Genomic DNA, 13,248 nt, shown 5'->3' on the forward strand with positions numbered 1-13,248 from the left:
CCGGCCGGAGGTTCTCCGGCGGCGTCAGGGGCAGCAGTTCCCGCGGCGGGTGCGGATCGTCCCCCCGCTGCACCACGAGCCGGGAGAACACCTCGTCGATGGGGCCGGCCGAGTCCTCCTTGAAGGCGGCCTCTCCGCCGATCACGCCGCGCAGGAACCAGCGGGGACCGTCCACGCCGACGAACCGGGCGACGCGCCATCCCGGACTGCCGTCGGGCATCGCCGCGGGGATCCGGGCCAGCACCTCGGTGCCGAACGGTCCCTGCCGCTCCCCCACCTGGGAGTTCTCCGTGGCCGTGACCGACTGGACGATCTCGGCCCGGATCTCGTCCCAGATCCCGCCGGAGCGTGGCGCCGCGAAGGCCTGGGCCTGCAGGGAGGACTGGCCGAGGGTGAGGGTGGCGCCGATGATCCGCCTCGTGGACTCCTCGACGTCCAGGCGGACCTTCAGGTCCTTCACGACGGGCACGCGCAGCGACCCGAGGTCGATGTACCCGTCCAGCGCGGGCCGTTCGGAGACGTCGAAGGGACCGCTCGGGGAGGAATCGCCCGGCTCCCGGCCCCGGTCGTCCTGGAGTCCCTCCGGAAGGGTCACCGTCTCGATCTTGACGTTCAGGTTCCGGCCGAAGATCATCGCCCTGCCTGCCTCTCTTCCGTCACGCGTCTCTCATGGCCCGGCGCCCAGCGGGCAACCCCGTGGACGCGGCCTGTCCAGCTTAGGTCAGTCGCGGTGGACCGGCGAACGGTCCTGACCGGCGGTCTCAGAAGCCGCCGGTGGACCCGAACCCGGCCGCGCCCCGGTGGGAGGCGGGAAGTTCATCGACCGCCACGAACTGGGCCTGGGCCACGCGCTGGATGACCAGCTGCGCGATCCGGTCTCCACGGCGCAACCGGATCGTCTCCGCACGGTCCGTGTTCAGCAGGGGCACCTTGATCTCGCCGCGATAGCCCGCGTCGATGGTCCCCGGGGAGTTGACCAGGCTGAGGCCGTGGCGGGCCGCGAGCCCGGACCGCGGATGGACCAGGCCCACGAAGCCCTCCGGCAGCGCCAGCGCGACCCCGGTCGGCACGAGGGCGCGGGCGCCCGGGGCCAGCTCCACGTCCTGCGTGGTGCGCAGGTCCGCCCCGGCGTCCCCGGGCATCGCGTAGGAGGGGGGCTCGATGCCGTCGTCGAGCATCGTCAGGGCCACCACCGGACGGTCGAGGGCAGGCGGGTGCGTGGTCTCGGCTGGCTGATTCACGGGCGCCACTGTACCCGACCGGGGAATTTACGGTTCCGCGCCCCAAACGTGGGATTCTTGGAGGCATGCACGAATCCTCCTCCGCATCCCCGGCCGACTCCGGCGCGCGCCCCGCCGACTCCTCCGTTCTCTACGAGGAGCGACTGCGCCCGTCCGTGTGGATCTGGCTCATCGCGGTGATGATCTCCGCGCTGTCGATCCTGGTGTTCGTCCCGATCGGGCTGGAGATCGGCCTGGCGGCCGCCGTCGCCGTCTTCATCGTCATCGCCATCCTGCTGCGGGCGTCGACCCCGCGGATCGTGGTGACCGGCACGACCCTGCAGGTCGGCCGGGCGGGGATCGAGCGCGCCTACGTCGGTGAGGTCACCGGTTACCGCGGGGACGACGCGACCCACCAGCGCGGCCCGGCCCTGCACGGACTGGCGTTCATGTGCATCCGCGGCTGGATCGACCCCGTCGTGCGCATCCAGATCACGGACGAGAGGGACCGGACCCCCTACTGGCTGACGAGCACCCGGAACCCGGAGCGCCTCGTGGCCGTCCTCGGCGGGACCATGGCGCGGGACGCGGACGACGCCGCGCGCTGACGACCGGTGCCCGCGGACAACTCAGGCCGGCCAGGAGGACCTGGCCGGCCTGTCGCGTGCCTCGGGGCTGCCGCGGAATGCCGCTGCGGGGTGAGCGGGGCCGCTCAGCCCTCGCAGTCGGTGCAGTAGAGCATGCCGTTCTTCTCCTTGGCGACCTGGGACCGGTGGCGGACCAGGAAGCAGGAGGCACAGGTGAACTCATCGGCCTGGGCGGGCAGCACCCGGACCATCAGTTCCTCGCCGGACAGGTCGGCGCCGGGCAGCTCGAAGCCCTCGGCGGCCTCCGTCTCGTCGACGTCGACGGCCGCGGACTGGGTGTCCGTGCGGGTGCTCTTCAGTTCCTCGATCGAGCTCTCGGACAGCTCGTCCTCGTTCTTGCGTGGCGCGTCGTAATCGGTGGCCATGATGGGGTGTGTTCACGCTCCGCTGATGTGGCCGGCGGGGCCGACCGTGGATGGGATGTTGCGATGGTGACGCCGGGACCGCTGGGGAACCGGCCGGAAGACCGGTCTGACCGGCCACGTGACACCGGCCCGCGGGGCCCTGGGCGACCCCTTGACGGTCTGCACGTCGGTGAGATTGTTCCCTACGGCGTGGCCAAATCAAAATCGCCGTGAGCGTACAGTGGTGATCTGGACGGATGGATCCACGCCACACCGGTGGCACCGTCGTGCGCGGCCACCGGAATCGTGGCAAAGTCGGGGAGGGACCGTCCCATCCGCCCGTCGCGTCGGTTGCCGGGGGCGTCCCGGACCGACCCAAGCCGATCGTGGAGGACGAACATGCAGGAGCTCCGTCTCGTTGGTGTCCAGGAGGACGGCGGGCACCTGTTGCTGAGCAACGAGGACGGCGAGGAGTTCTCCCTCCCGGTGACCGACGCCCTGCGGGCCGCGGTCACCCGTCCGATCCACCGTCCCTCCGCCCAGGCCGCCGACGCCGCCGAGGGCGTGGTGACGCCCCGGGACATCCAGGCCCGTATCCGCGCCGGGGCCACCGCCGAGCAGGTGGCCGCCGAGTCCGGGGTGGACCTGGAGCGGGTGCGCAAGTACGAGGGCCCGGTGCTGGCCGAGCGCGACTGGATCGCCCAGCAGGCGCGTCAGGTGGAGGTCGCCGCGCCGCAGCCCGGACACGACCTCTACCGGGGCACCTTCGGCGAGGAGCCCGCCCTGCTCGGCGACATGGTGCGCCACCGGCTGGCCGTGCTGGGCATGGACGCCGGCACGGCCCACTGGGACGCCTGGCGGATGGGTGACGGCACCTGGACCGTCAGCCTGGACTTCTCCACCGAGGGCGCCGAGTCCGCGATCGGCGACCAGCCCCCGGCCCTGTGGACCTTCCGTCCCAGCAGCCGGCACCTCGACAACCGCAACCGCTGGGCGCAGGTGCTCTCGGAACTGGACCCGCTGGACGGTGCCTTCGGCACCCGCCGGCTCTCCGCCGTCGGGGACCGCCCCTTCAACGTGGAGGAGGACGAGGCCGGACCCGCGCCCGCCCCGGCCCCCGCGAGCCACGGACCGCGTCCCGCCGTGGACCAGGACTCGCAGGACGAGCTGCTGGACGTGCTGCGGGCACGCCGCGGCCAGCGCCTGGGCGTGGACGAGGAGGGTGACGACGAGCTCGCCCTGATGCTGACCCGGGACGAGCAGCCCCACCAGGGGACGCAGCGGCCCCGCCTCACCGTGGCCACCGCCCCCGGTGACGCCGGCCAGGAGGCCGGGTCCGGCACCGGCCGGGACGCGGGTACCGACGAGTCCGCCGTGGACGGCTGGGTCGAGGTCTGGGACGACGACGACGAAGAGGATCCGCGCTTCGGCACCCGGGGCGGGGACGCGACCGGACGGGACGAGGACGCGGACGGCGGCCAGGACGCCGACGGGCCGACCGAGGAGCATCCCGACCAGACGGCCATCGAGCTCGGCGAGGAGGAGCCGGAGAAGCCCGCGGCCCCGGTGGTCACGCCGGCCCCCGAGGCCAAGCCCGCGAAGTCGGCCAGGCCCGTCAAGGCGCGCCGGCCGTCGGTGCCCAGCTGGGACGAGATCGTCTTCGGACGCAAGAACGACTGACGGCCCGGCCGGCCGGCGCCGGGCGGCGCAGGGGGCCGGCCTGAGCAGCGGGCCGGTCTAGCGCAGGGGCCGGTGCAGCATCAACAGCGGCACCTCGCGCTCGGCGCGGGTGGGCGAGCCGTGGTGCCCCACCATCTCGAAGGCCGCCGGGGCCGCGCGGCGTCCGTCGTACAGGGCCACCGGTCCGTGCGCGGCGACGAGCAACTCGCCGATGCGCGGCGTGACCCGGTCCTCGGTGACGCCGAACCAGCCGGCCTGCAGGGCCTGGTCGCGGGTCAGGATCCAGGCGTGCTCGCCGAAGGCGGCCTGCCAGGCGAACGTGGTCCGTTCCCGCACGGCCGGGCCGGCGTCGGGAGCGAAGTGCAGCTGGACGAACCGGGGTTCACCGGCGGTGTGCTCGACGCCGTCGACCAGGGCGGGCATCGCGGAGTAGTCGATCCGCCCGGGCTCCGGGACGTCCACCATGCCGTGGTCCCCGGTCAGCACCAGGACGGTGTCCTTCGGCACGGCCTGGCTGAGCCGGCGGGCCGCGGCGTCGATCTCCTCGAGCGCGTAGAGCCACTTCTCGGACCCGGTGCCGTGCTGGTGCCCGGCCTTGTCGAGCTCGTTCAGGTACAGGTACAGCAGCACCGGCCCCTTCGCCCCGTGCAGCTGCTCGCGGGCGTGCTGGAACCGGGCGTGCAGCGTGGTCCCGCCGACGAAGCGGGACCCCCGCAGGGACGCGCTGGTCAGGGCGGAGCCCTCGAAGGCCGGCAGGGACACGGTGACCGGTTCCACCCCGGTGTCGGCGAGCCGTTCGAAGACCGTGGCCTGAGGCTGCCAGCGCAGCGGATCGGTCTGCGGGTCCCAGCCGCCGAGCTGGTTGATGACGGTGTTCCGGTCGGGGTCGAGCACGTCGTAGCCGACCAGGCCGTGCCGTCCCGGTTCCAGCCCGGTGCCCAGGCTGGACAGGGAGGCCGCGGTGGTGGTGGGGAACGCCGACTGCAGGGTGGTGGAGTCCCGTTCCAGGACGGACCGCAGGTACGGCGCATGGCCGCCGTAGCGCTTCAGCAGGGCCTTCCCGAGCCCGTCGACCATGACGACGGCGACCCGGCGGGTCCGCGGCAACTGCAGTGCGTTGGTGAACCCGGGGGCGCCCAGGGCCGCGGCGGCCGAGGTCAGGACGCCGGCCAGCGACCGGCCGGCGTACGGGGGTCCGGACGGGATCGGTGGAGTGGACGTCACCGCCCGGTCCGCTCCCGGTCCGCATCGACGGTGGCGCGCCGCAGTTCGCGGTAGAAGGCCAGGGCGGCGTCGACGGCGCGCTGGCCCTCGGCCTCGGCGGCCACCCGCAGCACCAGGTCCTCGCGCGCAGAGGTGCCGGTGTACCCGTGGTCGGCGTCGCAGTTGGGGTCCGCGCAGGCCGCCGGGGCCAGGTCGATCCGCTGTCCCCCGGCCCAGGTCACGGACAGGGTGACCTCGGCCACCGGGTCCCCGCGGCGGAAGTCCTGGGGCTGGGGGTGGACCGTGGTGGCCACCACCGAGTCGATACGCCGCAGCGGGACCACCTCGGTGGACACCTGGGCCATGACCTGCTCGCCGGCGTCGTCCAGGGCGTGGTCGTCCAGGTGCAGGGCCGCCATGATGTCCCCGGCCAGGGCGAGCACCGTGATGTGCCGGTGGATCTCGTCGTAGTCGAAGTGCGTGTCCACGTGCACCAGGTGGCTGGTGACGGTGCGCCCGTCCAGCACGGAGTCCAGGACGTCCGCCACCAGCTCCGGGTAGAAGCCGGCGCGCTCGAGGTCGGCCCCGAGGCTGGAGGGCCCGCCGCCCGCGCCCGACGCCGGTGCGACCGGGCGGTGGACCGGGCCCGGCGCGTCCTGCGGCTCCGGTGGATTCGCACCGGAGTTGTCCGCGGCGCCCGAGGAATGGTGCCCGGACGGGTGCTGGCCGGAGCCGGGGTTCCTGCGCAGTGGAGTCATGCCGTCCATGCTATCGGCCCCGCCCGGTGCCGGCGGTGTCCCGCAGCGGGCGCCGGTGCCCGGTATCCGGTGCCGCCTGTCCGGTGGTGGCCTCCGGTCCTGGCCACCGCGGCCGGTTCAGCCGCGCATGGCCCGGCGCGCGGAGTCCGTGCGCTGGGCCGCGTTGGCCACGTCCACCTCGGCGGAGAGCACCGTGATCCCGCGGTCTGAGGCCAGCACCGGGTTGAACCGGACCCGGGCGACCTGCGGGTGGTCGTCCTTCAGTGCCGCGATGCGCGCCAGCAGGTCCTGCAGGGCGGCCGTGTCAACCTCGGGAAGGCCCCCGTAGCCGAAGAGCTTGGCCGCGGCGCGTGGTGCGCGGATCATCCGCTCCAGGTCCTGGTCGGTCAACGGGGGCACGAGGTGGACCCAGTCGTCCAGCAGGTCCACGGCATCCCCGGCGATGCCGAAGGACACCACCGGGCCCAGCAGCGGGTCCTCCAGGGCGGTGATGATGCAGGCCTGCCCCGAGGGGGCCATGGACTGCACCTCCAGGCTGGGGCTGCCGTAGGGCTCGAGGATGCCGCGCATCTGGGCGACGTTGCGCCGCAGGGAGGGGGCATCCACGATGTTGAGCCGGACCCCGCTCAGGTCCAGCCGGTGGCGCAGGTAGGAGTCGACGGCCTTGACCGCCACCGGCCAGCCCAGCCGATCGGCTGCCGCCACGGCCTCATCCTCGGTGGTGAACCGCTCCGAGGCGAGGACCTCGATGCCGTAGCAGCCCAGCAGTTCCCGCGACTCCTCCGGGGAGAGCCGGACGAGGTCCGTCCCGGTGGCCCGCGCGGTCCAGCCGTCGAGCAGGGCCTCGGCCCGGTTCCGGTCCACGCCCTGCGGTTCCACCGCCACCCCCTCCTCGGCTTGGCGCCAGTCGCGGTAGTGCACCAGTCGGGACAGCACCCGGGCGGCCTGCTCCGGGGAGGAGAACACCGGCAGCCCGCGCTGCAGACCGCCGTCCTCGGTCGCGGGGGCGGACCGGCGCAGGGTGGCCGACTGGTAATCGGGGTCCAGCACCCCGGTGAAGGAGGCCAGGACGGGGACACCGGATCCCCGGGCCGCGTCCTCGACCACGGACGCCAACCGGTCCGCGTCGCCGGACTGCTGGTGCATCCCCGCCTGGGTGACCACGAGCAGGGCGTCCACGGTGCCGCCGTCCACGGCCGCGCGGACAGCCGCGCCCAGGGCCTGTTCGGCATCCTCCACCAGGTGCTCGGCGTCCATGCCGGGCACGTCCATGGTCGCGGCCACGGTCAGCCCGTGGCGCTCGGCGGCGTCGGTCACCACCCGGTTCAGGGCGAGCGAGTTGCCCAGCACCCCGACCCGGTTGCCGGCCGGCAGGGGCTGGCAGGCCACGGTCTGCATGAGGTCCATGAGGTCGTCGTGGTTGTCCACCTGGATGACGCCGGTCTGCTCCAGCATCGAGTCCACGGCCCCGGCCGGCGCCTGGGTGGTCCGGGTCTCGTGGCCGGGGGGCAACCGCCGCCCCATCACGTCCGAGCGCGCCACCACCACCGGCTTGCTCCGGGACAGGCGCCGGGTGATCCGGGAGAACTTGCGCGGATTGCCGAAGGACTCCAGGTAGACCCCGACGGCGGCCGTGGCCGGATCGTCCTCGAAGTACTGCATCGCGTCGTTGCCGGAGACGTCGGCCCGGTTGCCGGCGGAGACCATGGAGGACAGGCCGATGCCGCGACGGTGGGCCGCGGCGAACAGGGTGGCCCCGATCGCGGCCGACTGGGAGAACAGGCCCACGGAACCCCGGGCCGGCAGGAACGGCGAGACCGAGGCGTTGAGCGAGACGGCCGGGGAGGTGTTCACGATCCCGGCGGAGGCGGGTCCGATCACCCGCATGCCGTTGGCCCGGGCATGGCGCACCAGCTCCCGCTGCCGGACCAGGCCGTCGCGGCCGGCGTCGGCGTACCCGGCGGTGACCACCAGCAGGCCCTTGACGCCGTGCCGGGCACAGTCCCGGACCACCGCGGGGATCTCGTCCACGGGCACCGCCAGCACCGCCAGGTCGACGGGGCCGGGCACCTCGGCCAGGGTGGACCGGGAGATCATCCCGGCCAGTTCCAGGGCCTCGCGGTTGATGCCGTAGACCGGGCCGGTGTATCCGCTCTCGATGATGTTCTGCAGCAGCGAGAAGCCCACCGATCCCTGCTGCCTGCTCGCGCCGATCACGGCCACGGACTCCGGGGCCAGCAGCTCGGCCAGTGATCGCGCCTCGGCGCGGTGCTCGCGCGACTCCATGACCGCCCGGACCTTGGCCGTGGGGTCGATCGAGAACTCGACCGCCACCACGCCGTCGTCGAACCGGCGGGAGACCTCGAACCCCGAGTCCTGGAACACGGAGAGCATCTTCCGGTTCTCCGGCAGGACCTCGGCGGTGAACCGGCGGATACCGTTCTCCCTCGCCGCCACGGCGAGGTGCTCCATGAGGATCGACCCGATGCCCTTGCCCTGGGACGCGTCCGAGATGTTGAACGCGACCTCGGCCTCGAGCGGGTCGTCCAGCCGGTCGTAGCGGCCGATGCCCAGGATCTCCTCGCCCCGCAGCACCACCAGGCCGACCCGGTCCCGGTAGTCCACGTGGGTGAACCGGTCCAGTTCCTTCTTGGACAGGGTGGACTTGAAGGTGAAGAAGCGCAGGTAGATCGAGCTCTGCGACTGGCCCTCGTGCATGCGCAGCAGGCCGGAGGCGTCATCCGGGGTGACCGGCCTCAGATGGGCCGTGGTGCCGTCCCGCAGGACGACATCCGCTTCCCAGTGGGACGGATATTCGGGAGTTCTCGACGTCTCGCCCATAGGATCACAGTAGACAATTCCCGTCCTGCACGCTGTGCCGCGACGACCATCCCCCACAAGGACACCCGCAGACCCCATGGCCCGAACCCCCAAGAAGACCTCTGCCCCGGCCTCCGAGGCCATCCCCCTCGAGCAGGAGAACATCGTCGACATCGATGTCTCCGCCGAGATGGAGACCTCGTTCCTGGAGTACGCGTACTCGGTGATCTACTCCCGGGCGCTGCCGGACGCCCGGGACGGGATGAAGCCGGTGCAGCGACGCATCCTGTACATGATGAGCCAGATGGGTCTGCGCCCGGACCGGGGCCACGTGAAGTCGGCCCGCGTGGTGGGCGAGGTGATGGGCAAGCTGCACCCGCACGGCGACTCGGCCATCTACGACGCCATGGTGCGCCTGGCCCAGCCGTTCTCGCTGCGCCTGCCGCTGGTGGACGGCCACGGGAACTTCGGCTCGCTCGACGACGGCCCGGCCGCCCCGCGCTACACCGAGGCCCGGATGGCCCCGGCCGCCCTGGCGATGACGGCCTCGCTCGACGAGGACGTCGTGGACTTCGTCCCGAACTACGACAACCAGTTCCTCCAGCCGGCGGTGCTGCCGGCCGCCTTCCCCAACCTGCTGGTCAACGGCGCGTCCGGGATTGCGGTGGGGATGGCCACCAACATGGCCCCGCACAACCTCCGGGAGGTGGTGGCCGCCGCCCAGCACCTGATCGCCCACCCGGAGGCCACCCTCGAGGAGCTGATGCGGCACGTGCCCGGTCCCGACCTGCCCTCGGGCGGCCGGATCGTGGGGCTCGACGGCATCCGGGACGCGTACGCCTCCGGCCGCGGCTCGTTCAAGATGCGGGCGAAGGTGTCCGTCGAGCAGGTGACGCCGCGCAAGACCGGACTGGTCGTCACCGAGCTGCCCTACGGGGTCGGACCGGAGAAGGTGATCGAGAAGATCAAGGACGCGGTCAACGCCAAGAAGCTCACCGGCATCTCGGACGTCCTGGACCTCACCGACCGCCGGAACGGCCTCAAGCTCGTCATCGAGCTGAAGTCCGGGTTCAATCCCCAGGGCGTGCTCGCCCAGTTGTACAAGGCCACGCCGATGGAGGAGTCCTTCGGCATCAACAACGTGGCCCTGGTCGAGGGCCAGCCACGCACCCTGGGCCTGCGGGAGCTGCTGCAGGTCTACGTGGAGCACCGGCTGGACGTGGTGCGCCGGCGGACGGCCCACCGCCTGGGCAAGAAGAAGGACCGCCTGCACCTGGTCGAGGGACTGCTGCTGGCCCTCGTGGACATCGACGAGGTCATCCAGATCATCCGCTCCTCGGATGACACCGCGGCCGCGCGCACCCGGCTCATGGGCGTCTTCGACCTCACCGAGATCCAGGCCAACCACATCCTGGAACTGCGGCTGCGGCAACTGACGAAGTACTCCAGGATCGAGCTGGAGGCCGAGCAGGACGAGCTGCGCGCGGCGATCGAGGAACTCGAGGCCATCCTGGCCTCGGACGAGCGGCTGCGCGCGCTGGTCTCCGCAGAGTTGCAGGACGTGGCCGACGAGTTCGGCGACGACCGCCGGACCGTCCTGCTGGAGTCCGAGAACATCGCCGCCCCCTCCCCCACCGCCGGGGCCGTGCGCGCGGGCACCGCCCAGGCGGCGCTGCCCGGCACTCCCGGTTCCGATCCGCTGATGGTGGCCGACACCCCCTGCCTCGTGGTGCTCACCACCGCCGGCCAGCTGGCCCGCACGGTGGACGACACGCCGCTGGTCCCGGGGGGCCGCCGCCAGCGCCACGATGCCTACCGCTCGGTGGTGGCGACGTCGGCCCGCGGGGAGATCGGCGCCCTCACCTCCAGCGGCCGGATCCAGCGCGTGCAGGTGGTGGACATCCCGTCGCTGCCGGATGCCTCGCCCACCCCGAACCTGACCGCCGGGGTCAAGGTCAAGGACTTCCTGACCCTGCAGCGCGGGGAGTCGCTCGTGGCCCTGGTGCCCCTGGACACCGTGCTGGCCCTGGGCACGAGCCAGGGCGTGGTCAAGCGAGTGAACCCCGACTGGCCGCTGAACCGGGACGACTTCGAGGCGATCACGCTCAAGGACGGTGACGAGGTGGTCGGGGCCGGGCCGGCGCCCGGCGACGACGACCAGTTGGTCTTCATCACCCGCACCGGCCAGCTGCTGCGCTACGCGGCCTCGCTGGTCCGCCCGCAGGGGCGCACCGCCGGGGGGATGGCCGGCATCAAGGTCGCCGCGGGCGACGCCGTGATCGCGTTCTCCGCCGTCCCCGCCGCCGCGGCGGCCGACGATGCCGCGGAGCCCGGACGGGCCGTCGTCGTGACCGTCACGAAGGGCGAGCAGACCCTGCCCGGCACCGTCGCCGGCTCGGTCAAGCGCACCCCGCTGGCCGAGTACCCCGCCAAGGGCAGGGCCACGGGCGGCGTGCGCGCACACCGGTTGCTCAAGGGCGAGATGGAACTGGCGCTGGCCTGGGCCGGGGCCGGACCCGCCGTGGCGGCCACCGCCACGGGCGTCGCGCGCGCCCTGCCGGCCGAGTACGGTTCCCGCGACGGCTCCGGACTGGCCATGGACCAGGTGATCGAGGCGGTCGGCGCCGGGGCCTCCCCGGAGCGGGCCGGGACGGCGGCGGGGACGGAGCCCGTGGCCACGGGCGCCGGCCGACCGGCCGTCCAGCCCCGCGAGGACGCCCTGCCCTTCGCCGACGACTCCGGGGTCACCACCGGGGACTGAGGGTCGAGGGCCCCGGAGCCGGGTGGCGGAACACCGGACACCGGATCACCCCAGGCGCACGGCCGCCGTCCCCGCCGCCGCGAAGCGGGCGTCGTGGGTGACCATCACGGTGGTCTTCCCCCGCAGGGCACGACGCAGGTCCGCCACCAGCGCCGCGGCCTCGTCGGCGCCCAGGTGCGCGGTCGGCTCGTCCAGCAGCACGACGTCGGCCCGGGCCAGCAGCGCGCGGGCCACGGCGACCCGCTGGCGCTGGCCTCCCGAGAGGTAGTGCCCGGACGGGCCCAGTCTGGTCCGCAGGCCGTCCGGGGCGGAACGGAGCCAGTGGCCCAGGCCGACGAGGTCCAGGACCCGCTCGAGTTCGGCGTCGTCGGGCCGGTCGGCGGGGTCCCGCGCCAGGGCGAGGTTGGCGGCCAGGGTGGAGTCGAAGAGGTAGGCCTCCTGGGGGCACCAGGCCACGGCTCCCAGGGCCTGCCCGGTGGCCCGCGGCGTGGCCCGCGGCGCTGCCGCCACGTCCAGCACGTAGCGGCCCTCCCGGGGCGGGAGGAACCCGAGCAGCACGGCCAGCAGGGTCGACTTCCCGGACCCGGACGGGCCGGTCACCACCACGAAGTCACCGCGGTGGGCGCGCAGGTCCAGCCCACGGAACACGTCCGTCCCGCTGCCGGGGTACCGCACGGTGAGCCCGGACAGCCGGATGCCCTCGACGCCGTCCCCGTCCCGCGCGCCGGCCGCCGCGCGGAGCTCCACGCCCGCACCGGGGTCCGTCATCGCCTCCTCGTCGAGCAGCGGCGCGGTCTTGGCGAGCTGGCGGCGCAGGATGGCGCTCTCCTGGCAGGCGGTGCTGTACAGGCCCAACGGCTCGGCCAGGGCCAGCATCAGGAACACCACCATGGCGGTCACCGGGGCCGTCACCCCGTGGGTGAAGCACAGGACCATCGCCTGGACGGCGGCCCAGCCGGAGAGCAGCACGACGAGTCCCTGTCCCAGGCCGGCCGCCACCGCGTTGCGCCTCAGGGGCCGGTCGGCGCGGAGGTCGGCGGCGGCGAACCGGTCCCCGGCCAGTCCGGCGGTCCCGTTGCCGGCCAGGTCGGCCGCCGCCGTGAACAGGGCGGAGGTGCGGCGCAGCAGACCCGTCCGGTGATCGGCCAGGGCCCGGGTGGTGTGCCGGTCCGCCAGGCCCACCGCGACCGGGACCACGACGAAGCCCACCAGCCCGGCGACGGCGGCCGGCCACCAGGCGGCGGGGGCCATCAGCACCACGATGACGAGGGTGACGAGCCAGCTGAGGATGGCGGCGGGGATCGGCACGACGACCCTCGGGACGGCGTCGCGCAGCTCGTCGACGTCCGCCACCAGCACGGACAGTGTGCCGCCCGAACGGGTCAGCCTCCCCCATTGGCCGGCATGGGAACCGAGGGTGTCCCAGAGCCGCAGCCGCAGGCGGTTGGCCCACCCCAGGACCGCATCATGCGTGTCGAGCCGATCGAGGTAGCGGAACAGCGCGCGGCCGATCCCGAAGAACCGGACCATGACGATCACCGAGAGCAGGTAGAGCACGGGAGGCTGGTAGGCGGCCTGCACAATCAGCCAGCCGGACAGTCCGGACAGCAGCGCGGCGGCCAGCGTGGCGGCGGCGGCCCACAGCACCCCGCCGATGAACCTCCGCTCGGTCAGCGGCAGGATCGCCAGCCACCGCCGCCACCGCCGCCACCGGCCGCGCCACCGGTCCCGGATCCCGGCGGCCGGCGTGCGGTCGGGGCCGTGGGCATCCCGGCCCCGGCCGGCCGCCACCGGGTCCTCGTCCGCGGCGGGGAG

At 73.4% G+C, this 13,248-nt stretch carries 10 protein-coding genes; 3 read left to right on the forward strand and 7 right to left on the reverse strand.

Annotated elements, in window-relative coordinates:
- On the reverse strand, window positions 1–634 hold a 634-nt coding region (locus tag Q0283_RS10350), incomplete at its 3' end, for a DUF3710 domain-containing protein (RefSeq protein WP_298044499.1).
- A gap of 127 nt (window positions 635–761) precedes the next feature.
- Window positions 762–1,241, reverse strand: coding sequence for a dUTP diphosphatase (dut, locus tag Q0283_RS10355; protein ID WP_040385564.1), 480 nt, complete (start codon window positions 1,239–1,241; stop codon window positions 762–764).
- 65 nt (window positions 1,242–1,306) lie between these two features.
- Between dut and Q0283_RS10360 the strand changes: the two genes are divergently transcribed.
- Window positions 1,307–1,828 (forward strand): DUF3093 domain-containing protein, encoded by a 522-nt coding sequence (locus tag Q0283_RS10360; RefSeq protein ID WP_183526441.1) that lies wholly within the window; start codon window positions 1,307–1,309, stop codon window positions 1,826–1,828.
- A 104-nt stretch (window positions 1,829–1,932) separates the two neighbouring features.
- Here the strand turns inward: Q0283_RS10360 and Q0283_RS10365 are convergent, their stop codons facing one another.
- A complete protein-coding gene (locus tag Q0283_RS10365; protein ID WP_298043483.1) occupies window positions 1,933–2,232 on the reverse strand; it encodes a DUF4193 domain-containing protein in 300 nt (99 codons plus the stop codon).
- A 378-nt stretch (window positions 2,233–2,610) separates the two neighbouring features.
- On the opposite strand from Q0283_RS10365, the gene sepH reads away from it, so the two are divergent.
- On the forward strand, window positions 2,611–3,891 hold the full coding sequence (sepH, locus tag Q0283_RS10370) for a septation protein SepH (protein ID WP_183526444.1): 1,281 nt from the start codon (window positions 2,611–2,613) through the stop codon (window positions 3,889–3,891).
- Window positions 3,892–3,948: 57 nt separating this feature from the next.
- Here the strand turns inward: sepH and Q0283_RS10375 are convergent, their stop codons facing one another.
- The 3 genes from Q0283_RS10375 to Q0283_RS10385 all read right to left on the reverse strand — a co-directional run bounded on the left by Q0283_RS10375 (window position 3,949) and on the right by Q0283_RS10385 (window position 8,693).
- Window positions 3,949–5,115: an alkaline phosphatase family protein gene (locus tag Q0283_RS10375; protein WP_298044500.1), complete on the reverse strand. Its 1,167-nt coding sequence runs from the start codon at window positions 5,113–5,115 to the stop codon at window positions 3,949–3,951.
- Window positions 5,112–5,852, reverse strand: a complete 741-nt coding sequence (locus tag Q0283_RS10380; protein ID WP_183526450.1) for a DUF5998 family protein — start codon at window positions 5,850–5,852, stop codon at window positions 5,112–5,114. Before Q0283_RS10380 ends, Q0283_RS10375 begins: the two co-directional genes overlap by 4 nt.
- A 117-nt stretch (window positions 5,853–5,969) precedes the next feature.
- Window positions 5,970–8,693 (reverse strand): GNAT family N-acetyltransferase, encoded by a 2,724-nt coding sequence (locus tag Q0283_RS10385; RefSeq protein WP_298044502.1) that lies wholly within the window; start codon window positions 8,691–8,693, stop codon window positions 5,970–5,972.
- A gap of 76 nt (window positions 8,694–8,769) precedes the next feature.
- Here Q0283_RS10385 and Q0283_RS10390 point away from each other — a divergent pair, with 76 nt between their 5' ends.
- Window positions 8,770–11,433 carry a DNA topoisomerase (ATP-hydrolyzing) subunit A gene (locus tag Q0283_RS10390; RefSeq protein ID WP_298044504.1) on the forward strand — a complete coding sequence of 888 codons (2,664 nt, stop codon included), beginning with the start codon at window positions 8,770–8,772 and terminating at the stop codon, window positions 11,431–11,433.
- 45 nt (window positions 11,434–11,478) lie between these two features.
- Here the strand turns inward: Q0283_RS10390 and cydC are convergent.
- Window positions 11,479–13,248: thiol reductant ABC exporter subunit CydC (gene cydC / locus Q0283_RS10395; RefSeq protein WP_298044507.1), on the reverse strand; the 1,770-nt coding region annotated here is incomplete at its 5' end.

Origin of the sequence: uncultured Citricoccus sp. (genome assembly GCF_937871995.1) — a bacterium.
Classification (GTDB): Bacteria; Actinomycetota; Actinomycetes; order Actinomycetales; family Micrococcaceae; genus Citricoccus.